Raw genomic sequence first — 23,893 nt, 5'->3', positions numbered from 1 at the left:
CTGATCATTTCGAATAAGAAGATTGATTATGAATACATACGAAATAGCAAAACTCGACATTAAACTCCTTATCGCCTTTGTCACTATTTTAGAAAAAGGCAGCGTGTCCAAAGCTGCGGAAGAGCTCAACATGACTCAACCGGCTCTCAGTAAAAACCTGCAACGTCTTCGGGAGATTTTCCACGACCAACTGTTTATTCGTCAAGCTTATGGCTTAATGCCAACCGCACGAGCGAACGAACTAGCAGACTTGGTCTATCCAATTATTCGTTCGCTCCAAGAGCTGATATTGCCGTCCCAACTTGATCTATCCAAACTGGATCGACGCTTCAGATTAACGATTGATGAAGGGGACTTGGAGATATTTATCGACCCCCTGTTGGCTTATCTTCAACAAGAAGCACCTGAGGTTCAGATGAGTATCAATGCTTGGAACGACTCCTATTTGGACCCCATTATTGACGGTAAAGTCGATTTAGGCATCATGCACATTAAACACACGCCCAGTTCCGTACGAAGCAAACTCGTCGGCTACATGGAAACCTGCATCATCATCAGCGATGGACATCCTTTATATAAGGTGGATCAACCAACATTCGATGATCTAATCCAGCACAGAGTCGTCACTCATCATATGAAACCCTATAGAGGCCACTCATTTGAAAGCATTGAACCTAAACTCAGACAGCAGGGTTACAACGTTAAAACGCACCTAGAAACAGACAGCTTAATGGCCGCTTTACGCGCCGTGAAACAGGGTATGGCTCTTGTCACAACGCGTTCAGTGGGCGAGTTATGCCTAAACCTTATGAACGCCAATAAACATTTTCACCCCATCAGACTCTTACCAATACCAGAGAAAATAATTGATCTGGATGAGTTTAAAGGACGACACCCAATCCATATTTTTTGGCATGAACACTTTCATAACGATCTAGCTCATCGCTGGCTGCGAGAAAAGATCATTGAACTGATGCGTAATTCGCCCTGGATGAAACAAGAATGACCTAATGCATCCGATGTTTTTCTAACCATATCAAAAAGAAAGCTCGCTTTGTTATCGCTCAGTACGAAGCCATTCAAAACGAGGAATACTTTCGCCATTGATTTCCACACTTTCTACGAACATGCTCAGCGGACGAGCCCACCAACCAAATTCACCATACAAGGCCTGATAGACAACCAACGCTTCTTCTGTTTCACTGTGTTTTACCACACGCTCAACCCAATATTCCGCTCCTTTGTAATGACGATAGACACCAAATCTCATACATCTCTCTCCCACTTTTATTAAATATCGACCTAAAAATACCATTTACCACAACATCGTGTCGCTATTTAAAAACTTTATCTCTATTTAAGTCATCTCACATAAGGAATAATAACTATCTGTCGTTTAATCTTTGCTAGACTTTAACATAAAGCAATCTAGTGACACTGTATCAGAAGGTGTTGTATGTATCTTGTTCGACCTGTCGATTTTGGAGATCTTCCTGCCTTAGAGCGCATGGCAAAAGAAGCGGGCATTGGCATGACAAATTTTCCAGCCAATCGCGAACGCCTTAATGACAAAATCGCCTCATCACGTCGTTCCTTACAAACAGATGTGGTTCAGCCAGGGGATGAATCCTATTTATTTGTGCTGATCGACACCACCACGGATGAGATTGTGGGCACCTGTGGCATGGAAGCGATGGTCGGCATCGAGACTCCTTTTTACAGTTATCGCATCGACGAAGTAGTGCATGCCTCCCCACAGTTGCAAATTCATAATCGTATTTCGGCATTATTTCTTTGTCACGATTACAGTGGCACCAGTCGTTTAATGTCACTGATTGTTGATAAAGCCCACCAAAACCGTGAAGCGCTGTCTCTTTTATCACGCTCCCGCCTGCTTTTTTTAGCCCGGCATCCAGAGCGTTTTACCAAGCGACTTTTCGTTGAATTACGGGGAGAAAGCGACCGCAATGGCTATTCGCCTTTTTGGGATGCTCTTGGAAAACACTTCTTCACCATGGACTTTAAAAAAGCCGACTATCTTTCAGGGGTGAGCAACAAACATTTTATTGCCGATTTAATGCCTCGCTACCCTATTTATGTACCGACCTTGCCTGAAAGTGCGCAAGAAGTAATTGGTGTGTTACACGAAGAATCAGAAAAAAGCACGGACGTTTTGCTGGAAGAAGGTTTTGCCTTCAGAGGATATGTGGATATTTTTGATGCGGGTCCAACACTAGAGGCGCGAACAGAAAACCTAACCACCATTAGTCAACAGCGCATGGGCAAAGCTTTGACCCAACCGAATTCACTAAAAGGCGACTTACATTTAATCAGCGCAGGGCATCTGGAAGACTTTCGAGTCACTGTTGCACCCGCTGAGCCACAAGTGGCAGGGCTTGCTATTGATAAGAAGACACAAGAACAGCTCAGTATTTCATCGGGCAGCCGCATTCAATGGGTTGCATTGTAAAAATCAACAAAATGATTGAAAAATGATCTATACAGATTTATTAGGCCAAAAGCCCAGCAAATCGCAACTCAGACACGTTATTTCAGAGGATTTTCTATTATGATGGTGATACGTCCCATTCATCAAGATGACCTATCGTCACTCTATCGTTTAGCCGAAAAAACAGGTATAGGATTTACCTCATTAATTGCCGATGAAGAGAGTTTGCAGCGTAAAATTAACAAAGCAACAGGCTCATTTAACAAAGACGTCATTGATAAACCAAATGATGAAGACTACCTCATGGTGCTCGAAGACATGGACACAGGTGACATTGTGGGGACGACAGGCCTATTAGGCGCGGTTGGCTTAGATGAACCTTTCTACAGTTACCACTTAGGTACCATCACCCATTCGTCAAGAGAGCTGGGAGTGCATAACATTATGCCAACCTTAGTTCTCAATAATGACTTCACCGGATTTAGCGAAATCTGCACCTTATTTTTAGAAGAAGATTATCGACATTCCAAAAATGGCCAGTTGCTGTCTAAATCTCGCTTTATGTTTTTGGCACAATTCCCAGAGCGCTTTACCGATAAAATTTTCGCTGAGATGCGAGGTATTTGCGATGAAAATGGCGTGTCGCCTCTGTGGGAAAGCCTTGGCCGTCACTTTTTCTCCATCGATTTTGAGCGGGCCGACGAACTCACCGCCCTTGGTAGCAAACAGTTTATTGCTGAGCTGATGCCAAACAACCCAGTCTATGTGAATTTACTTACACCAGAAGCTCGAAATGTACTGGGTAAAGTCCACAAAAATACCGTGCCTGCTCGTCATCTACTTGAACAAGAAGGTTTTCGCTACGAGAACTATGTGGATATTTTTGATGGTGGCCCAACATTGGAAGCCCGTGTTCGAGATATTCGTGCTGTACGAGATAGCCGTTTGTACCTTGCGACTATCGGTGAGGTAAAAGACGCTGGCACAGGCATTTATTATTTGGTCTCCAATGTCAAACTAGTGGACTACCGCTGTATTTTAATCCAGCGCCCCACACCACCCCATGGCGGTATCGTATTAACCGAAGAGGAAGCAAAGCATTTATTGGTCGAACCAAAAGATCCAGTCCGCGTGGTTGAGTTATCGCCACATGGCGGCTATTAGCCACAGCAAAAACAGATTGACCAATAACGATACAATGAGACCTTTTTTATATCAAGGAGCCACTCCTATGAAACAAGCACATTACATCAACGGACAATGGACGAAAGGCGAAGGGGCTTTATTACGCTCAATTGACCCGGCCGATGCGAGCCTCGTATGGGAAGCCCATAGCGCGACAGCCAACCAGATTGATGATGCGATCAAGGCGGCTCGTCAGGCATTCCCTACCTGGGCAAATCGTCCTATAAGTGAACGTCTAGCCATCATCGATGCGTTTGCCAGTCTGGTAAAAACACACAGTGAAGACATTGCGACATTGATTAGCCGTGAAACGGGCAAACCCATTTGGGAAACCCGAACCGAAGCTGCAGCAATGGTTGGTAAAGTGGCCATCTCTAAGCAAGCTTATGAGGAACGCACTGGCGAGAAAACCACCTCCATGCCAGGAGCAACAGCCCGTTTGCGGCATCGCCCCCATGGTGTGGTCGCAGTATTTGGTCCTTACAACTTTCCAGGGCACCTACCTAATGGTCACATTGTCCCTGCCCTCATTGCTGGTAATACCATCGTTTTCAAGCCGAGCGAACAAGCACCAGCCACATCGGATCTGATTGTTCAGCTCTGGGAAAAAGCCGGCTTACCAGCGGGAGTTCTCAACCTTGTCCAAGGGGAACGTGATACAGGGGTAGCATTAGCCAATCATTCAGGGATCGATGGTTTATTTTTCACAGGTAGCCCACAAGTCGGCCATATTCTTCATAAAGGCTTTGCGGGTCATCCGGGAAAAATATTAGCCCTTGAGATGGGTGGCAATAACCCCCTACTTGTTTCAGACAAAATCAGCGACCAACGTGCTGCGGTGCATGAAATACTCCAATCCGCCTTTATTTCAGCGGGACAGCGCTGTACCTGCGCGCGTCGCCTTTTATTACCAAAGAGCGCCACTGGTGATGCCATTCTTGAGCAATTGATCACCGCCACCAAAGTCCTATTGATCGACCGTTACGATGCAGAACAGCAACCTTTTATGGGACCAATTGTCTCCTCACAAGCGGCGGATGGTTTGATGCAAGCCTATAATAAATTAGTCAAACTCGGGGCCGTATCTTTGCTTGACATGACACGAGGAGATAGCCATACAGGATTTGTTACACCCGGCATTATTGACGCCACCAATATACAAGATACTCTACCGGATCAAGAATACTTTGGTCCGTTACTCACGGTCATCCGTTATGACTCATTAGACGACGCCATGACGATTGCCAATAACACACAATTTGGCTTGTCTGCTGGTATCTTGTCTGACGATAAAAGCGAATACGAGTGGTTTCTACAGCATAGCCGAGCAGGCATCATTAATTGGAATCGTCAAACCACCGGCGCCTCCAGTAATGCCCCCTTTGGTGGAACAGGTGCCAGTGGCAACCATAGAGCAAGTGCTTACTACGCAGCAGACTATTGTGCGTACCCTGTTGCCAGCATAGAGGCTGATAGCTTAGCAATGCCGGAAAAACTCGCTTTTGGTATCACTCTTTAAAACAACAGTTCTCTAAATAATAGGTTTTTAAAAATGAATGATTACCCCGTAATCATTCAACACCGCTTAATAACGACTTGTTGAGGTCATGATGAATAAGGCGACAGAAGCAAATTTTGATGGTTTAGTGGGCCCAACCCACAATTACAGCGGCCTGTCTTTTGGCAATGTCGCCTCGTTTAGCAACTCAGCCAAACCATCCAACCCAAAAGCCGCTGCCAAACAGGGCTTAATCAAAATGAAAGCCCTTGCGGACATGGGCTTCCTGCAGGGCGTCCTCGCTCCCCATGAGCGCCCTCATATCTCCACATTGCGAAAGCTTGGCTTTACGGGAAGCGATGCGGCTATTTTAGAAAAAGCCGCTAAACAAGCGCCTAAATTACTGGCTGCTGTTAGCTCAGCGTCCTGTATGTGGACCGCCAATGCCGCTACCGTCTCACCCAGTGGCGACACACAAGATGGCAAAGTGCATTTCACCCCAGCGAATTTAGTGAATAAATTCCATCGATCCATCGAACACGAAACCACCGGGGCAATTTTACAAGCCACCTTTAGCAACGAACAATATTTCGTCCATCACCCCGCGCTGCCAAGTGTGGATCATTTTGGCGACGAAGGGGCCGCCAACCACACCCGTTTTTGCCATGACTACGGCGAACAAGGAATAGAGTTTTTTGTTTATGGAATGGAAGCTTTTAACCACGCGGCGCCCAAACCCGCTAAGTTTCCTGCTCGCCATACCTTAGAAGCCTCTCAAGCCATCGCTCGCCTGCACGGTTTGCATAAAAACGGGTTAACCACAAACCAGGTCGTCTATGCCCAACAAAATCCAGATGTGATAGATGCAGGGGTTTTTCATAACGACGTGATTGCTGTAGGGAATCGTAACGCGCATTTTTATCACCAAGAAGCTTTTCTTGATAGTGCCAAAATGAAACAGGATTTATTAAGCGCGTGGGAAGATCGAGCCTCGAAATTTCATTTGATTGAAGTACCGAGTAGCGCCGTCTCAGTAGAAGATTGTATTCAATCCTATCTATTCAATAGTCAATTACTCAGCCGTGGCGAAAACGACATGGTATTAGTTGTCCCTGGGGAATGTGAAAGCAACTCAGCCGTATGGGCTTATCTTAATGAGTTAGTAAGCAGTCACCAATCACCAATCAAAGAAGTCAAAGTCTTTGATTTAAAACAAAGCATGAGCAACGGCGGAGGACCTGCGTGCTTGCGCCTACGGGTTGCCTTAACCCAAGCCGAACAAGCAGCCGTCAATCCCGCCACATTAATTACGGATACTCTGTTTGCAACATTAAATAACTGGGTAGAGAAACACTATCGAGACGAACTGAACGAAAAAGACCTAGCTGACCCACAACTCTTAATCGAAAGCAGAACCGCACTGGATGAGCTGACAAAGATTCTAGCGCTCGGCTCGGTGTACGATTTTCAGCACTAGTAGATGGCTTTAACCATTGATAGCATGTAGGTCGTGGCTTTAGCCCGACAGTGTCGACATAAATACGCGACCTACAAGATCATATTAAGAGTAACAATACTAGTTTTTATCACTCTTATACTCGTAATTGTAGTAACCGTAACTATTACCCGCTTTCTTCTCTACTGCGTTGAGAATAAAGCCTTTCACATCCACACCAACTTGTTCAAAACGTCGATAAGAGACTTCAATTTCTTTCAAGGTATTTTGGTTAAAACGGCCAACCATCAAGGTTGTGCCGGCAAAAGCGCCTATAATACTGGCATCGGTTACCGCAAGAATCGGCGGTGTATCGATCAGCACAAGATCGTAGTTTGCTGAAGCCCATTCACAAAATGTCCTAAATCGTTGGTGCATCAATAACTCAGAAGGGTTGGGCGGAACTTGCCCCTTCACGACAAGATGCAGATTCTCTATTTCGGTATCACGGACCACTTCATGTTCTTGCTTTTTACCACTTAAAAAATCCGATAATCCATTTTCACTGGTAAGCCCAAACTGTTTATGCAAATAACCTTTACGCATATCCCCGTCGACCAGCAAGACTTTTTGCCCTGTTTTTGCTGCAACAGCGGCAAAGTTAGAACAAATAAACGACTTACCAATGCTTGGCGCTGGCCCAGTAATCATGACAATATTGTTTTTTGCTTCCAGCATGGCAAAGTGAAGACTGGTTCGTAATCCTCGCAGTGCCTCCACAGACAAATCCGTTGGACTCGCTTCAGCCAGCAGTATGTCTTTCACATGAAGCTCTTTGCTCTTCAGTCGTTTTCTTTGCTGCTTAAACATAAGCTTATCAGACAACTTCTCTTGCGCGTCAGACTTAGGAACGCTGGCATACACAGGCAAACCTAGGGTCTCAATTTCTTCAGCGCTTTGTATCCCCTTATGCAACGCCATTCGAACTAAAGTTATACCAACAGATAACATCAAGCCCAACAGCATGGACAATACGACAATCAAAGGTTTTTTAGGCTTAATTGGACCAGGGTAAGCTTGGGCGGTATCTAAAATGCGTACATTGCCAATGGTACCCGCCTTCACCACACTCAACTCTTGAATTTTATTTAATAGACGAATATAGATTTCTTGGTTAATTTCGACATCACGCTTCATATTCAGAATAACACGTTGTGTTTGTGGCATCTTCTGAATTTTTTTATTTAACTTGGCTTTCTCCTTTAGCAAGGTTTCGCGGTTTTGCAGCAAGGATTTATAGGCAGGGTAATCTTTTGTATACAACTTACTCATTTCATTTTCTTTAAAGGTTAAGTCATTAAGTTGCGACTCAAGCTCCACCATTGAGTGTAAGGTACCTTTTGCCTCTAGACTTAAATCGATTGAGTCATTTTTTTCGCGATAATCATTCAGTTTATTTTCAGCGTCATCTAGTTTTTTTCTGACCGTTGGCAAATGCTTACGCAAGAACACCAAGCTCTGCTCGGCTTCTTCCGAGTTTCTATCAACATTTTGTAAAAAATAGTTTCGACTTATATCATCCAAGATCGCAGTTAATTGGGCTTTATGCTCGCCTGTAATCGATAAGGTCAAAATGCCCGTTTTTTGCCCTTCTTCAGTAACAGATAATACTTTCGAAAGCGACTCAATTGCCGAAAAACCAGTGATTTTTGTTAATGTGAAGCGATCTCCTTTATGGGCATCCAACGCATCCACTCGGATTGTATACGGCCCCTGTTTCACAAGTTGACCCACAGCACCCGATAAAATCACTTTGCCATCAAAAGATAAGGCATAGTTTCGCCCGGTTGAATCAAGTACCGATAATTCAAAATTCTCTCCAACTCTATCAGCAGGCACCTCAAAACGGCTCACCTCTGCTGTAATTTGATGGTGAGACAAGCGCGCGATGCCTTTACCAACAATAGGGAAATAAATCGGTTGAACCACAATATTTAAGTGCAGCTTCTCGACGGTTTTCTTTAAAATGGTGCGAGACTTAATAATAGCAATTTCAGCTGCAGATGAGTCGCCACCATCTAATGACCCAGAGAGTCCCCCCAAATCTCCCAGCAAAGAAGATACGCCAGTATTTTTTGGCTCAACTTGAATTAGCGCATTAGCTTTATAAATAGGAGTAGACAATAAAGCAAACGCCACTCCACCCGATATAAACAAGCAGGTGACCAAGAGGATAAACCAACGGGCATCCAGCAGAGCACCAAACAGTTTAGTTAAATCAATCTCATCGCTTTCTTTGTTTGTCGTACCCGAAATAGACTGCAGACTCATCAATGAAGACCTTTTCTTTAATAACGCACTCTCAGAAAAATGGACGTTATGAATGTTTAATCAAAATACCAGCAAATTAAGAGGACAATTTTTTTGCCCAAGCTTCAGCAGATAAAGACAAAGACTTAAAGGTTTCATCAAAAAACGCTTCACTTTTATGATAGGGGTCAGCAATATCAGACTGATCCAACCATTGGCTAAATAACATGGCTTTCCCTCTAGACTCAGGCGATAACTGAGTCAACCACTCTAAATGCTGTTTTTCCATCACCAAAATCAAATCAGATTCTAGACACAAAGAAGGGGTCAGCTGTCTCGCTTTATGTTCGCTGAACAGCAAACCATGCTCTTTGGCCACACTCAATGCCATAGAGTCAGCAGAGTGCCCTGATAAACCACTTTTATCCACAGCTAGCCCAGCCGAAGAAATGTGTTTGTCTGGTAGCAACTGTCTTAATAATGCTTCTCCAGTGGGTGAACGACAGATATTCCCGACACAAACCACTAATATTTTATTAAACACGCGAGATATCCTTTTAAACATTAGAAACTGTGTTAAGGCGCACTGTTATAGCCGTTGATAGTGGGCAATAACAAACTGATAACACGATTCCATCGAGCAATCGGAGCAGCTGTTACATACACAATATCATAGGGCTTTAGCTCAAATTCAGTACCAATCACTAGCGCGGCAGCATCTTTAATATTCAACTGATAGATATCAGCAATGCCTTTTGACTTGCCCTTAGTGCTACGAATAACGAACACCCCTGTGGCATCGGCCGATAATTCATTAATGCCACCCACACTACTTAAAGCTTCGGTTAGGCTCATCCCTGCACGGTCAATCTTTAACAACTTAGGATCATTCACATCTCCCATGACAAAGACTTTTTGCGAGTCGTTACGCGGCACATGCACAATATCACCTGCCTGTAATAAGTGGTTCTGCATGAGATCGCCACGTTGCATCAGAGCATAAAGCGACACAGCTTCCTCTTTACCATCATGGGTAATGGTCACATGACGCCAATCTGCGTCTTTAGACAAGCCACCTGCGTTGTTAATCGCATCCAACAACGTTAAGGGAATATTAGTGATAGGTTGCTGCCCTGGTTTATCTATCGCTCCCGTGACATAAACCTTTTGTGAACGAAAGGCCGCCACTCTAACGTCGACTTGGGGGTTTTCAATATATTTAGCCAGTCTGTGAGTAATTTCTTGGCGAATTTCCCTGACCGTTTTGCCTTGAACGAAGACCTTACCAATAAAAGGATAAAAAATGGAGCCATCCGAATGAACAGAGTTTCCAGACTCGGCTGAACTACGATAGGAACCTGCAGGAATCGTCAACTCAGGGTGGTTCCAAACGGTCACATTCAGCACATCCCCCGGCCCAACTTTGTATTCGTATTTGGCGAGGGCCGCATTCAGCTGAGGATTCGCTTCGGCTTTGGGCAACACAGGTTGAAATTTAGCAATGCTTTGCGCCGTTAGCGGGTACACACTGACTAAGTCGGACAATTTATCGGATGTTTTAACACCATTGTCATTAACAATACGTTTGTCGCTGATACTAAGCTGAGAACCAGGGATCGTACAACCCGTTAAGACAATGGGTAGCAAGGCGACTAATAGAATTTTTTTCAGGACCATATTTCAATATTTACTCATTCAATCGTCCACCAAGAAAGACCAGATAGCTTATGGTATTTTAGAAATCAGGCCCATAAAAAATAAAGCATACAACACGCAAATAAAGCATACAACACGCAAATAAAGCATACAACACGCAGTATTATCCATACTCTTTAAACATTAAGCAACGAGGCATTCAAATCGAAATTTGTAAATTTTACAAGAGCTCACCGCAAAGTGCTTACAATGTAATCAAATCTCCCCTAAAATGGTTCTCGATATCTGCTTAGTTAGGCCGATATCAACATCGATGTTAGTTAATAAGGAAATCCTATGAAAAAACTTACTTTAGCAATGATCATTGCTCTGAGTGCAACGGGGCAAGTGTACGCACAAGATGCCGGAACAAATTCCGGCGGCGCCACAGTAAATAGTGGTGGTTCCGTTTCAGGTGCTGGCGGTGCTGGCGCTGGCGGTGCTGGTACTACAGGCGGTGGTGCTCTTGGTGGTGCCGTTGGTGGTGGTGCTGTTGGTGGTGGTGCCGCTGGTGCCGCTGCCGGAACGTTTGGAGTCGGTGCCGCTGCGGCGGCTGCAGGCGTGGCCGCTGCGGCAGCGGCTGGTGTAGCGATTACTTCTATCTCAGAAACTAATAACAACAACACAACAGGTACAGCTGGAACAGTTGGAACTGTTAACTAAAAGCATAGTGGCACTAGCTTCTATTCTATTTAAATAATGTTCCACTGAAACCATAGACCTCGCTGTTTGAGCACCGGACTCAAACAGTGGGTCTTTTTTTATTTACTAGGAAGTTACTCTTTATATGAATCGATATAGGTTAAGCCACCGTAGTATCGCCTACCTATTACCTACACTATTCGTGTTGCCCCTACTATTAACTGGTTGCGCTCAGGCATTTCGAGACAATATAGCAACCGTGAAAGCGGCTTGGGATGCCAATACCAATGCGCAAATCTCGAGTGAAAAAATTCGTCAACTCCCTTATGCAAGCATCTTCCTTAGAGTGAACAATGGCCCAAGAGCATTCGTTGTCGCCGCCTTTGCTGACACAGATAAAGAAAGCCATAATACTCAATTAACTTGGCTCTCAACAGACAATATCATGATCGTTACAGAGAAGGGACGTATCGTTAAGACGCTGGGGTTCAAAAGCGATAATTTAGCCAATCTTAGCATCAATACGCCTAACACCGGAAAATTATCCTACAACACCATCCATAATGAATGGAACGCCACCTACGACTGGCAGCCCAACTTCCGGTACAATTTCATTGCCCAAGTGAAACAAAAAAACCTAGGCTACGAAACGCTGACCACCCCACTCTGGCAAGAAAAAACACACCATATTGAAGAAACAGTCACCATCCCAAGACTTAATGTTTCATTTAAAAACGAGTTTTGGGTGAATAAACACAATAAAGTGGTGAAAACCATTCAGTATCTTGGCCCTAATATGAACAAGTTAGAGATCACCTTTATCAAGCCCTACAATATCAAGCCTTAAATTAAGACCAAAAGGGACTTAGCCCGTGGACATATTGCGAACGAAAATAAATACTGTGAGACTTTCCATCCTGGCTGTAGCACTGACCTTATCGTCTTTCGCCTTTGCAGCCCAAAACCAAGTGGAAAGCCCCAAAAGCACCAACCAAATCACTCTTGTGGAAACGGCCACAACATTTCACTACTCCACACCACCACGTTTATCCACAGCATTAGCCGAGGCCCTGCATACCCTAACTTACAATCCCTATTACTTAGGAGCAGCATTAGTAGACGAAAACCAACAGCAAAACTTTATACGTTTTAAACAAAACGTAATGGATCAACTGGCAATAGCAAAAACTTTTTCGACCGAAAAAATGCGCTCGCAATTAGAGCACACTGAATTTGCAAAAAAGGAAACACTCCCTTTAGACTACGATATTGTCAGAGTTTTCCCAAGAAAAAACCCTTTATTAAAGGGTCACTTTAAGCTTTATCTGCCGAAAAGGCCCCACGATATTATGGTGTATGGAGCGATTCAAAGTACCACCCCTCTTTACTTAACACTACAAGATGGTTCATCTTTGCAAGCCTACTTGCCTGAGATCCCTTTTTATAACGTCGCGATGAATACCGCTATTTGGGTCATCGAACCGGATCAAACCATTGACCGAATTCAAAACATCCATCAACAAAAACAACCGACTTATCTCGCCCCCGGGGCCATTATTTATATAGCGTCTAATGAAATCCCTGAACAACTCAACCGAAATATTGTGACACTTTTGCAAAATCGTCTGGAGAAGTAATGCTGTACCCTCGATTTATTCTCATTTCTCTTATCGCTTGCTCCAGTCTTGTTCATGCCAGTAACGAGAAACAACCACCTCTGCACGCGCCCTTTGCACTGCCGCCCTTTAAACCAACTCAGATGGATTTTGGTGGCGTGGGGTTAATGCAAATGCCCACTGGGCGAATGGCGAAGGATGGCGAGTTTAACGCAGGTTATTCCCATAACGACGACTATGACTTCTACACCTTATCGATACAATTGATGCCTTGGTTAGAAAGCACCATTCGCTACACTCAAGTATCCGATGTACTTTACAGTAATGATCCGCAATTTAGCGGCAACACAAAGTACACGGATAAAGGCATCGACCTTAAATTAAGATTGTTGAAAGAAAGCCAATACATACCAGAAACCTCTTTAGGCTTTCGTGATATAGGCGGTACAGGCTTATTTGATGGGGAGTTTCTGGCTGCTACTAAGCGTCTACCAACCAATCGCTTTGGGCAATTTGACTTTACCCTTGGGCTAGGTTGGGGGTATTTGGGAAGAAGAAATAATATCAAAAACCCCTTTTGCACTCTATCTAGCCGCTTCTGCCAACGCAGCAATCAATTTAGCGGACATGGCGGAGAAATCGATTATAAACGCTTTTTCCATGGCGATACGGCTCTGTTCGGCGGCATAGAGTACCAAACACCTTATGAACCTCTTAGACTAAAACTAGAATACGATAGCAATAACTACCGTCAGGATTTCGCGGCAACGCACGGTAACGCCAACCTGACACCAAGCACCCCTTGGAACATCGGCGCGGTTTACGCAGTAAACGACTTTACCAATCTTAAATTAAGCTATGAGCGCGGCAATACCTTAACGTTAGGGATTAACCTACACACAAACTTTAATGATCAACCATCAATATGGAAAGCCACTCCCGTCCCAGCACTGACCAACAACCATCCAATCAAGCTTGCGGATGTCAATTGGAAAAAGCTAGACAGCAACTTATCCAAAGTTGCTGGTTATCAGAATAGCGAATTTTATCATCATGGTGACACGGTCACCGTTGTAGCCCATCAAACACAATACCGTGATCGCAATCTGGCCCATGAGCGAGCGGCAGCTGTGCTCGCTAATGCTTTACCAACAAAAATTAAACAATACGATGTAATCGAGCAAGATCAGCACATCCCTCTAACTGGCACACAAATCAATGCGGATAAATATAAAGCCGTTGCCAATGTAAGCTATATCAATGCCAATATAAAAGACGCCACGCAAGCTATTAATATCAACAAAGCCACACTGAAATCTAAACCCCTATACGATGGACAATCCGCTTTTCAATATGGCTTTGGGCCTCATTTGGAACAATCTTTTGGTAGCCCAGAAACCTTCTATTTATACAGTTTAGATTTGGATGGCTACGCATCTTACTGGTTGAATCCCCATCTGCAGTTGTCTAGTTCACTCAGTTTTCATGTTCTCAACAATTACAACAAATTTAACTTTTTAAATCTCAACGATGGGACGAATAACTACCGAGTCAGAAGCTTGGTTCGTGCCTATATGGATAAAGACACCTCCATTAGCAACCTTCAGCTCACTTGGTTTGAAAAATACCATTCGAACTGGTATCAACAAGTTTACGCGGGCTATCTTGAAACCATGTTTGCCGGGGTTGGTAGCGAAGTATTATACCGCCAGCCGAACGCCAACTGGGCCATTGGTGCTGATTTGAACTTTGTCTCTCAGCGTGACCCTAATACCACATTCGGTATTTATAATGATGTCCATGGCTATGGGCAGAACACAAAAGTATTGGTAAAAAAACCAACAGGCCATCTTTCCGTCTATTACGAACCTCGCTGGAAATCTCTAGACAACCTGCTCCTTCGTGTTGATGTTGGCCAATTCTTAGCACAGGATTTTGGGACTAGAGTGGATATCTCCAGACAGTTTAAAACAGGCATTATTGTAGGGGCTTTCGCCGCTAAAACGACCATGTCAGCAAAAGACTATGGCGAAGGAAGTTTTACCAAAGGATTCTATATATCCATTCCGTTTGACTTAATGTCTATCCACCCAACAACAGAAAGAGGAACCTTGCCATGGCAACCGCTGACTCGTGATGGTGGTCAGATGCTAGCCAAACGTTATAGTCTATTTAGTATTACCGATCCTGTCTCCCCATGGTTCGGCCGACCAAACAGCGTAGGCAAAAGCGAATAATATAGGGAAGGACTAAGAGAAAAACGGGAATAGATTGGATACGAAAGCATTTCTGCTCATCTCAAAAGGATGATCAGAAATGCTCACCGTTCTCGTAATAATCGTTGCCATTCAAGTCATGAAATAGCACCGTAATATCTTGACCGCCGTCAACCAATGGACGCACTAGGTCCTCAATAAACAGAGCGACTTTCGCTTTAACCTCGTCACCACGATCAAACCACAGGATGTCAAAAAAGGGATAAGATGGGGACGCACCACCTGCTACTAGGTAGGTCACCGCTTGATATTCTAAGGCAAAGTGGGAATTGGGCGTATCGGTTATTTCTGACAAGCTTTCAATCAAAATATCAGCAATCGACTCCAGCTCATCAAGCGGTATTCCTCTGACACGAATATGTGGCATTTTCTATTCTCCTTATTCGCTCACACGCTATGATGATATTGGTTTGTGATGATAAGAGCGAAGTGCTACCTATACTACTTCCCTGCACTATTGTTCTCCGTATTATCGGCTTGTTTACCGGTATCATCGTCATCCACATACTGAAAAGATCGAGAGGCCAGCACTTTTCCATCTTTCACAACTTGAGCCGTCCATGTGCCTTCAAAACCAGGTAGTAACCGTTTACTCGACCAAACTCGCCAACGATCCCCACCAATATCAAACGGAATGTCCGCCATCACCTGCCCATCAAGTAACCAGCGATGACTAACCGTACTGCCATTCATTCCGCGTAAATCGGTAAAAAAATACACTTTTTGAATGCCACTGTAGTCAACTTTCACCGTATTACCAATGTTATCAACTGGCTCACGATCAATCACATCGCTCGCGAAAACAGCCCGAGCTACCTCACCAGAGGTCGGTGCAGGTGTCGATTCCGTCGATGCGGAAGCCGCCATAGAGAAGACAACAATACTTGTTAATAAAACCGTATTTAAAACGCGTAACATAATGCGTCCTTATCGATCAAAGCGAAAACAACGTCTCTTCTAGACACATTGTTGTTTTCTTAGAAATAGGAACAATATTAGATTAGAGAATCATCCCATTAAAAGAAGTGAGACTTCCGTCGTTTTTTGTAACCCCACTCACTTTCTACCTCAATAAATCTAACCAAACAACGCAGTAATAAACAAAACTTTTTATGATATTTACAATTCCATAGAGCCAAAGTATTTACCACAAGGGCCCAAACGCATACTCACAACAACCCAAGTGTATGAACTTCGGCTCTAGCATCTAAATAAATCAAAAATATTGAAACGTAAAATTTTATTAACTTTGGCGATCAGCCAAGGGGGTTGAAAAGGTATATTCCATATCCCAGGGAAAGCGAATCCAAGTGTCTTGACTCACTTCTGTGATAAAGGTATCCACAAGAGGTTTACCGGCAGGCTTGGCATAAATGGTTGCAAAATGCGCCTTCGGTAACATCTCGCGGACTTTTGCCGCTGTCCGCCCCGTATCCACCAAGTCATCGACTAAAATGTAACCTTCGCCATCGCCTTCCACCCCTTTAAGCACTTGAAGCTCACCTTGCTCCATTGCCGCGCCACCCTTTTCGGATTGGTAGCTAATAACGCAAATAGTATCGATCAAACGGATGTCCATTTCACGACATAAAATGGCGGCAGGCACCAGCCCACCTCGAGTAATCGCAATAATGCCTTTCCATGGCCCTTGCTCTAACAAACGCCATGACAAGGCTCGTGCATTACGGTGAAGCTCTTCCCAAGAAACAGGGAAATCTTTTGAATACGGGATCATGGCCGATTAAGCTCCTAATAATTAAGTTAGAGCGAGGATTTTAGCGGCATTGCTAACCCTGCTGCAACTAAAGTTACCCGGTCGGTTAGTTTTGCAAGTTTTTGGTTGAGAACGCCTGCTTCATCGGCAAAACGACGCGCCATTGCGTTTATTGGCATAATACCTAAACCGACTTCACTCGAAACAATCACAAGCTCTCCTTGAAATGCAGCAACTGCATCAAGAAAAGCCGTCGTCTCTTGCTCAAAGCGCTCTTCGTCTTCAAGACACAATAAGTTTGTTAGCCACAGTGTTATGCACTCCACAATCACCGTCTGACCAGACTTGCTCAACGAGATCAATGAACTTGCCAAGGCAATCGGCTCTTCAATCAATTGCCAGTCACTGGGTCGGTTCTGTTGATGAGCTAACACGCGAGCGGCCATTTCCTCATCCCTAATCTGCGATGTGGCAATATAACAAACAGGATCGCCAGATTGTGCGACCTGCTGTTGGGCAAAGGCACTTTTCCCACTACGAACGCCTCCTAGGACTAAGTGCTTCATGCGAGCTCTCTCCCTCCAGCTTTTTTTAATAGCCCAACCAAAGCATGATTTAACGGGGCCATTTCATGCATAGCGGGCAAGGCTACACGAATCCAACCGTCACCTAATCGCGTATGAACCCCTACCTGATGCAGCATACTAAAAGCAAATTCAGCGGCCTCTTTGCTCTCAAGCCTCCAAGTAAAAAATAATGGCGTGATCATACACTCTTGGGAGTCAAATACCGTATGCAACTTTGGCATAATTCGATCAATAAACACTTTCTGTCGATCCGCTAAAGACAGCAATGCTTTCTCTTGCCATGACACGTCCTTTAAGGCCTGCTCCACCAGCCATAAACTGGGTGTCGCTACAGGCCAAGGGCCCAATAAGTTTCGCAATGTACTTTGCCAAGATGTTGCACAAAACACAAAACCGACTCTCGCCCCCGCCAATCCAAAAAATTTGCCAACAGAACGCAAAACAAACAATGACTCGCTCTTCACCCCCCCTTCTAATTCATTCAGCACACTCAAATGCGACACTGGATCGACAAAGGCCTCATCTATCACAAGGTGCCCCTCTAACTGCTCAGCTCGAGACACAAGCGCTTTTATGAGAGCATCCTCCACCATAGCCCCTGTCGGATTATTGGGCTGTATGATCACCGCGACAGACCACTCCATCTCAAGCAGTTCGTTAAGCGCATCATAAAATACCAACTCATAACCCCACTTTTGCCAAGCAAAAGCGTGTTCTTGATAACCAATACGCGGCACACAGGCCCGTTTTTTCGCCTGTTGATAAGACAAAAACAAAGGTAACGACTCAATAATATGCTGAGAACCAGCGCCAATGGCGATTGGCCTAATACCATAAAAACAAGTCGCCTGATCGAACAAAGCAGCTTGATCAGGTAGCTCCTGCCATAAAATGCGATCAATTTCTGGTACTGGCCATGGCTCGCGATTACAGGCAGAAGACAAATCCAACCACTCAAGAGCGTCATTTCCGACCTTTCGCTGCCAATGCTGCAAGTCTCCACCGTGCTTTGGGGGGACTTGATCTAATTGCGCAGCCTTCACATCATCAAACATACAACCAACACCCACAAATACACACCTTTATCGATCAAACGAATGGCTTTATTCAAATCCGTCGCAACCGGGTCTCGACCTTCACCCAATTCCGGACGCGATTCAAGCTTACCAAAATAAGGGGCTGCCCCACCCAGTTTAACCCCTAACGCCCCGGCACCAGCCGCCATCACAGGGCCCGCATTAGGACTTTTCCAAGAGCTAGCCTGTTCTTGGTAACAGCGCCATGCGGAACCAAATTGCCCACAGAGACCGTAGGTCAATACAACCAATCGTGCTGGGATATAATTCATCACATCGTCGAAGCGTGCAGCAAACCAGCCAAAATGCAAAAGAGTATCGGTTTTATACCCCCACATGGCATCCAAAGTATTGGCAAGACGATAGAGTAACGCACCTGGCACACCCAACACCAAGAACCAAAAGATAGGCGCAAAAATCGCGTCGCTACCATTCTCTAAGACGGACTCAATACTCGCCTTAGCCACTTGCGTTTCATTTAATTGGTTGGTATCACGACTCACTATGCGACTCACTCCATGGCGAGCTTGAAGCAAATCCCCTCTGCTTAAAGGCTCAACAATCGCCAGAGCATGTTCACGCAAACTCTGCCAACCGATGGAAAAATACAACACCATAATGGACAATAAAGTGGTCAACCAATCGGGCAAGATAGACATAAGAACCAATAACACAATCAGTAAGGGAAATACCGCACAGCACCAAGCTACCGCGCCTGCCTGGCGTTGACGAGTAGCAGCATCTGTTAAAGACAACTGTAGCCCTCTTTGGCAAATATCGACCCAGCGCCCAAATGCAACCAAGGGATGCCATTTTTTAGGCTCTCCCACTAAGCGATCAAGCAACAACGCCACCACCAGCATGCCCGATGTGGATGCCAATAAATCAAACACAGAGTATAAAAAAGAAGTCATCATGTATCATTCTATGATAAGAAGTTTCATATTAAAAAAAGTGTGCCTTGTAAAAAGGTAAGAGTAAAAAAGACACCGATCCAGTAGAATTCTAGCATCTTATTGATTTTAAGCGTGATCACTTCCATGGCAAATTTCCATTTAATGGTACAAGGCACCACTTCCGATGCAGGGAAAAGCACCCTTGTCACGGCATTATGCCGCTTATTGGCCCGACGAGGCCTATCTGTTGCCCCCTTCAAGCCACAAAATATGGCACTAAACAGCGCGGTGACCCGAGAAGGCCACGAAATTGGTCGTGCTCAAGCCGTTCAGGCTTATGCGGCTGGCATCGAGCCCCATGTAGATATGAACCCGATCTTACTCAAACCCAATACGGATACGGGGGCTCAGGTAATCATCCAGGGTAAAGCCATTGGTAATATGAACGCGGTGGGCTATCACCAATACAAGCATGTCGCCAAACAAGCTGCCTTAGACTCCTACTATCGCCTCGCTGAACAGTACGACGCCATTATTATTGAAGGGGCTGGCAGCCCAGCAGAAATCAACCTTCGCGATCACGATATTGCTAATATGGGCTTTGCCGAAGCCGTCGACTGCCCAGTAATTATCATTGCGGATATTGATAAAGGTGGGGTCTTTGCTCATCTTGTGGGCACCCTAGACCTATTAAGCCAAAGTGAGCAAGATAGAGTCATTGGCTTTGTCATTAATCGCTTTCGAGGAGACATTAGCTTACTACAGCCTGGTCTGGACTGGCTGGAACAACGAACAGGCAAACCCGTACTGGGTGTATTGCCTTACCTAAAAGGTTTTTATCTAGAATCGGAAGACGCAGTGGCTCACAGCCCAATAAAAGAACACCACACAACCAAACTAAACGTTGTGATCCCCATTATGCCTCGCACCAGCAATCATACGGATTGGGATGCATTAAAACTTCATCCAGAAGTACAAGTCACATTGGTCAAAGAAAACAACCCCATCCCTCCCGCCGACCTGGTAATTATTCCTGGTAGCAAAAGTGTTCAAAGCGACCTCGCCTTTTTACGACAACAAGGCTGGCCAGATTATTTACAAAAACACCTACGCTATGGTGGTAAACTCATGGGGATTTGTGGAGGGTTTCAAATGCTAGGGGAAAACATCTACGATCCCTATGGTTTGGAAAATGAGCACCAAGACACAGAATCCATGGGGCTGGGCTATATTCCCATGAAAACCAGACTCGAAAAAGAAAAACAGCTAAAACAACAAACAGGCAAACTCATCGCTTTAGATGAAAAAACAGCTGTCAGAGGTTACGAAATCCATTGTGGTAATTCGCAATTTCATCACCCCACCACTCCGCTGATCGAACTAGAAAATGGACAATCCGACGGCTTCATATCACAAGATAAAGCTATCATTGGTACCTATCTGCATGGTATTTTCGATCACCCAGAAGCGCTCAATAGACTGCTGGCGTGGGCAGGGCTAAACCCAAAAGTCGGCTTTAACTATGATCATTACCGTAATGCGGAAATAAATCGATTGGCAGACAACACAGAATTACAACTGGACTTAGATAGCCTGATTAAGAGATGTAAGCACTTCAGACAATAAAAATAGCCTATACAAGATATAATCACTGAAGAATAATGCAAGGGCGAATATTTTGCGCTATGATCCGTGCTTTTTGAAAGCACAGTAACGCTGCTCCCTGATGGAATTAAAGCAATTCATGACACGACTCGACCATACACAGCAAGGAAGCCACCTTGCCATCATAGGTTTTATTTTGGCATGCCTGTATGCCTTAACCAAAGTTCACGCCCCAGACATATTAACAAACGCCGTCGGCTTGCCAATGGTATTGCTTGGTTTTTTTGCTATCTACCGATACGGTAAAGATCTGAATGTCAAAATCCCCATGCTGCTTTTGTTAGCCTCAGTCATTATTCCTCTATTAAGTTGGTACTTTGCTCATCTTGCCCACCCGAAGTGGGTCGATCCTTATCCCAAATTAGATAGGCTCTCCCGTATTTTTATGTTCATTCCCATTGCTTGGTGGCTAAAAGACTCGCCAAAGAAAGTGTTTTTATTTTGGGGACTAGCTAGCCTAACGGTACTCGCTTCGCCATGGCTAGGTGGCGGAGGCTGGCATGAAATAGTGAGAGGCTGGCATGGCGGAAGAGTCGATTTTCACCTTAGAAATGCAGGACATACCAGTTTATTCTTTGGTTTTATTTTAATCGGACTTATTTGTTTCGCTCCTAGACTATATTACTGGAAAAAATACTCTTTAGTTCTGTGTGCGCCTTGCTTGTTATTTTGTCTTTTTACCATGATTGCCGCGCAAACAAGAGCTGCTTGGTTAGCACTCATTGTCAGTATAACCATCTCGTTTTTATACTTCCTTCTATCCCCAAAAAATAAAAACAAAAGTAAAATCAATAAAAAAATGTTCGCTATACTGACCACAATAATCTTCCTTGTGGGAGCAGTAACTTATAAGACAATGGGAGCAGTCGTCGAACATAGATCCACCGCTGAATCTTCTATCATCGAAAAGATACTATCAGGGAACTTAAAAGACATTCCTTATTCAAGTGTGGGGGTTCGCATCCATTTATGGGAAGCCGCCTTAACCAAAATTAAAGAACAGCCATTACTTGGCTGGGGTAATAGAGGTCAATCAATCGCTATAGATAAAAATAACTGGATACCAGAATATATCAAGCTGGATTTTGGACATCTCCATAACTCTTATTTATCTATTCTGACTGACTATGGCTTTATTGGTCTTGCGTTTTACTTTCTCTGGCTTGGCTGGATACTAACAAAAATGCTGAAAGCGGTATCAAAAGGCTTGTTAAGACAGGATGTTGGCTATTTTACATTGGCAGCTCTATGCTTTTGGAGTATTGCGAATTTATTCGAGTCCTATCTTTTCTTCTGGACGGGTGCTTTTTGTCTACAGGTTATTTTTGGCGGTCTGCTTGGGCTGATATGGCATGCACAAATTCAAGAAAATAAACAAAACGCTGAAACTCCTTTAACCCCTCCCTAACCCTCCCTAACCCTCCCCTTAAATAAGGGGAGGGAACCATCGACTCCTCTCACTTACCAGGTGAACTGGGAACTGTCTAAATCCACCGTGGAGTTAAGCTACTTCTCTTGGAGAGGCAATACGCTTACCTTGGTAACGCTTTAATACAACACGGAAACGCCAGATCAAAATCACTGCTAAAAGACTCAGCCCCGCAGCCAACCCAAGATAGAAGCCACGCACGGTTAATACCTTTGCCCAAGGGCTATAATGTGACAGCCAATACCCTAACGGCATACTCAAGCCAAATAAGGATACGCCAAAAGCAATCATCGAAGAGCGCGTGTCACGAAAACCTCTTAGCGCCCCAGTAAACACCGTTTGCAGCATATCTGGCAATTGATAGCAGGAAGAAATCAGCAAAATACTGGCTGCTAATACCACAACATCCTGATTATTCGTGTATAAATACGGAATAGCTGCGCGGAATGTTTGGGTCAAAACAAAGCAAAGACCCACATAAACGACCCCCAGCGTCACAATCACTCTCATACGACGCTTTACTCCAGCAACGCCTTCTTTCGACATTGCCTTAGCCACGACAATAGCCGTCACGGCACTCATGGCCATCATAGGGGTAAATAAGAAAGAAGTATAAGACATTACGACTTGACCCGCGCCAAGCGCCACCTCACCAAAAGAAGCAATCAGCCAAGTCATTGACGAAAACAACCCAACTTCAAACGCAAACGCCAACCCCGCTGGCACGCCGACCCCCAACAAGATAGAAAACTGACGGGTATAACGCCAAACCAAACGAGTAAATAAAGGACGTTTATTCAAAAAACGGTCGTAAACCACAAAGCTTAGAACTGATAAATACAGGGACAAGCAAGAAGCAATAGCAGCCCCTCTCGCCCCCATGGCTGGAAAACCTAAATGACCAAAAATAAGCACATAGTTAAAACACACATTCAGAATCAAACCAATACTGGCAATCAGCAGTGGCAAAACAGGACGCCCAGCCGCTTCAAATAAATTTTTATAGGATGTCATCAAGGCCAGCATAGGCAAAGCAGGGGCAAAAAGATGCAAATAGGCCATTGATACCTCACGAGTTTCTCCCGGAGGGGCCATTATTCCCGCTAAATGAGGCAAAAAAAATACAGTAATCAAACTCGCAACAACCCCTAAACAGACCGACAGGCCAACAGCTTGTGACATATACAAATTCACTAACTTAGGCTGACGGCCGTGCAGATGCCTCGTCACTAAGGGGGTAATACCAAAAGTCACGCCAATCAAAAAGCAACCAACAGGTAGCCATAAACTTGAAGCAAGCCCAACAGCAGCTAGATGCGATGCACTATAATGCCCAAGCATCACCGTATCCACCACACTAATGGAAAGCTCTAATGTCATGGTGAGCACCATGGGAAATAATAAATGCAAAATTTCTTTT

At 44.5% G+C, this 23,893-nt stretch carries 22 protein-coding genes; 11 read left to right on the top strand and 11 right to left on the bottom strand.

What is annotated here, in order from left to right; translation table 11 throughout:
• The first annotated feature begins 28 nt into the window (after positions 1-28).
• Entirely contained in the window at positions 29-1,006 is a 978-nt protein-coding gene (locus AC0VYG_RS03300) for a LysR family transcriptional regulator (protein WP_475430927.1), read from the top strand.
• 51 nt (positions 1,007-1,057) lie between these two features.
• On the opposite strand, the gene AC0VYG_RS03295 is transcribed toward AC0VYG_RS03300, so the two are convergent.
• Entirely contained in the window at positions 1,058-1,270 is a 213-nt protein-coding gene (locus tag AC0VYG_RS03295; protein ID WP_475430925.1) for a DUF1653 domain-containing protein, read from the bottom strand.
• 186 nt (positions 1,271-1,456) lie between these two features.
• Here AC0VYG_RS03295 and AC0VYG_RS03290 point away from each other — a divergent pair, with 186 nt between their 5' ends.
• The 4 genes from AC0VYG_RS03290 (at position 1,457) to astB (ending at position 6,609) form a co-directional block, all read left to right on the top strand.
• Positions 1,457-2,470 carry an arginine N-succinyltransferase gene (locus AC0VYG_RS03290; RefSeq protein ID WP_475430924.1) on the top strand — a complete coding sequence of 338 codons (1,014 nt, stop codon included), beginning with the start codon at positions 1,457-1,459 and terminating at the stop codon, positions 2,468-2,470.
• Between the two features lie 99 nt (positions 2,471-2,569).
• Complete coding sequence (astA, locus tag AC0VYG_RS03285) at positions 2,570-3,613, top strand: arginine N-succinyltransferase (protein ID WP_475430923.1); 1,044 nt, start codon at positions 2,570-2,572, stop codon at positions 3,611-3,613.
• A 67-nt stretch (positions 3,614-3,680) separates the two neighbouring features.
• Entirely contained in the window at positions 3,681-5,153 is a 1,473-nt protein-coding gene (gene astD / locus AC0VYG_RS03280; RefSeq protein ID WP_475430922.1) for a succinylglutamate-semialdehyde dehydrogenase, read from the top strand.
• A 91-nt stretch (positions 5,154-5,244) separates the two neighbouring features.
• Positions 5,245-6,609 carry an N-succinylarginine dihydrolase gene (gene astB / locus AC0VYG_RS03275; protein WP_475432517.1) on the top strand — a complete coding sequence of 455 codons (1,365 nt, stop codon included), beginning with the start codon at positions 5,245-5,247 and terminating at the stop codon, positions 6,607-6,609.
• A gap of 99 nt (positions 6,610-6,708) precedes the next feature.
• Here astB and AC0VYG_RS03270 read toward each other — a convergent pair whose 3' ends face one another.
• From AC0VYG_RS03270 to AC0VYG_RS03260, 3 genes are all read right to left on the bottom strand, one after another.
• On the bottom strand, positions 6,709-8,898 hold the full coding sequence (locus AC0VYG_RS03270) for a polysaccharide biosynthesis tyrosine autokinase (protein ID WP_475430921.1): 2,190 nt from the start codon (positions 8,896-8,898) through the stop codon (positions 6,709-6,711).
• Between the two features lie 76 nt (positions 8,899-8,974).
• Positions 8,975-9,421: a low molecular weight protein-tyrosine-phosphatase gene (locus tag AC0VYG_RS03265; RefSeq protein WP_475430920.1), complete on the bottom strand. Its 447-nt coding sequence runs from the start codon at positions 9,419-9,421 to the stop codon at positions 8,975-8,977.
• Between the two features lie 32 nt (positions 9,422-9,453).
• Positions 9,454-10,554: a polysaccharide export protein gene (locus tag AC0VYG_RS03260; RefSeq protein WP_475430919.1), complete on the bottom strand. Its 1,101-nt coding sequence runs from the start codon at positions 10,552-10,554 to the stop codon at positions 9,454-9,456.
• Between the two features lie 315 nt (positions 10,555-10,869).
• Between AC0VYG_RS03260 and AC0VYG_RS03255 the strand changes: the two genes are divergently transcribed.
• From AC0VYG_RS03255 to AC0VYG_RS03240, 4 genes are all read left to right on the top strand, one after another.
• Positions 10,870-11,235, top strand: coding sequence for a hypothetical protein (locus AC0VYG_RS03255; protein ID WP_475430918.1), 366 nt, complete (start codon positions 10,870-10,872; stop codon positions 11,233-11,235).
• Positions 11,236-11,359: 124 nt separating this feature from the next.
• On the top strand, positions 11,360-12,061 hold the full coding sequence (locus AC0VYG_RS03250) for a YjbF family lipoprotein (protein WP_475430917.1): 702 nt from the start codon (positions 11,360-11,362) through the stop codon (positions 12,059-12,061).
• 55 nt (positions 12,062-12,116) lie between these two features.
• A complete protein-coding gene (locus tag AC0VYG_RS03245; RefSeq protein WP_475430916.1) occupies positions 12,117-12,851 on the top strand; it encodes a capsule biosynthesis GfcC D2 domain-containing protein in 735 nt (244 codons plus the stop codon).
• Positions 12,851-15,067, top strand: coding sequence for a YjbH domain-containing protein (locus AC0VYG_RS03240; protein WP_475430915.1), 2,217 nt, complete (start codon positions 12,851-12,853; stop codon positions 15,065-15,067). Before AC0VYG_RS03245 ends, AC0VYG_RS03240 begins: the two co-directional genes overlap by 1 nt.
• A gap of 73 nt (positions 15,068-15,140) precedes the next feature.
• On the opposite strand, the gene AC0VYG_RS03235 is transcribed toward AC0VYG_RS03240, so the two are convergent.
• The 6 genes from AC0VYG_RS03235 to cbiB form a co-directional block, all read right to left on the bottom strand.
• Entirely contained in the window at positions 15,141-15,473 is a 333-nt protein-coding gene (locus AC0VYG_RS03235) for a DUF1904 family protein (RefSeq protein WP_475430914.1), read from the bottom strand.
• A 74-nt stretch (positions 15,474-15,547) separates the two neighbouring features.
• Entirely contained in the window at positions 15,548-16,024 is a 477-nt protein-coding gene (locus tag AC0VYG_RS03230; protein ID WP_475449893.1) for a DUF2914 domain-containing protein, read from the bottom strand.
• A gap of 325 nt (positions 16,025-16,349) precedes the next feature.
• Complete coding sequence (gene gpt / locus AC0VYG_RS03225) at positions 16,350-16,841, bottom strand: xanthine phosphoribosyltransferase (protein ID WP_475430912.1); 492 nt, start codon at positions 16,839-16,841, stop codon at positions 16,350-16,352.
• 26 nt (positions 16,842-16,867) lie between these two features.
• Positions 16,868-17,386, bottom strand: coding sequence for a bifunctional adenosylcobinamide kinase/adenosylcobinamide-phosphate guanylyltransferase (cobU, locus tag AC0VYG_RS03220; RefSeq protein WP_475430911.1), 519 nt, complete (start codon positions 17,384-17,386; stop codon positions 16,868-16,870).
• Positions 17,383-18,477 carry an aminotransferase class I/II-fold pyridoxal phosphate-dependent enzyme gene (locus AC0VYG_RS03215; protein ID WP_475449892.1) on the bottom strand — a complete coding sequence of 365 codons (1,095 nt, stop codon included), beginning with the start codon at positions 18,475-18,477 and terminating at the stop codon, positions 17,383-17,385. Before AC0VYG_RS03215 ends, cobU begins: the two co-directional genes overlap by 4 nt.
• Positions 18,447-19,400, bottom strand: coding sequence for an adenosylcobinamide-phosphate synthase CbiB (cbiB, locus tag AC0VYG_RS03210; RefSeq protein ID WP_475430909.1), 954 nt, complete (start codon positions 19,398-19,400; stop codon positions 18,447-18,449). The genes AC0VYG_RS03215 and cbiB overlap by 31 nt, the downstream gene beginning before the upstream one ends.
• Before the next feature lie 123 nt (positions 19,401-19,523).
• Here cbiB and AC0VYG_RS03205 point away from each other — a divergent pair, with 123 nt between their 5' ends.
• Positions 19,524-21,005: a cobyric acid synthase gene (locus AC0VYG_RS03205; protein WP_475430908.1), complete on the top strand. Its 1,482-nt coding sequence runs from the start codon at positions 19,524-19,526 to the stop codon at positions 21,003-21,005.
• A 244-nt stretch (positions 21,006-21,249) separates the two neighbouring features.
• Positions 21,250-22,452, top strand: a complete 1,203-nt coding sequence (locus AC0VYG_RS03200; RefSeq protein ID WP_475430907.1) for an O-antigen ligase family protein — start codon at positions 21,250-21,252, stop codon at positions 22,450-22,452.
• A gap of 93 nt (positions 22,453-22,545) precedes the next feature.
• Here the strand turns inward: AC0VYG_RS03200 and AC0VYG_RS03195 are convergent, their stop codons facing one another.
• On the bottom strand, positions 22,546-23,865 hold the full coding sequence (locus AC0VYG_RS03195) for an MATE family efflux transporter (protein WP_475432516.1): 1,320 nt from the start codon (positions 23,863-23,865) through the stop codon (positions 22,546-22,548).
• Between the last annotated feature and the right edge of the window lie 28 nt (positions 23,866-23,893).

Source organism: Marinomonas sp. 63XJN7_7_ISO-PGPR-S23-202 (assembly GCF_056173505.1).
This window is presented reverse-complemented; position numbering and strand designations above follow the sequence as displayed.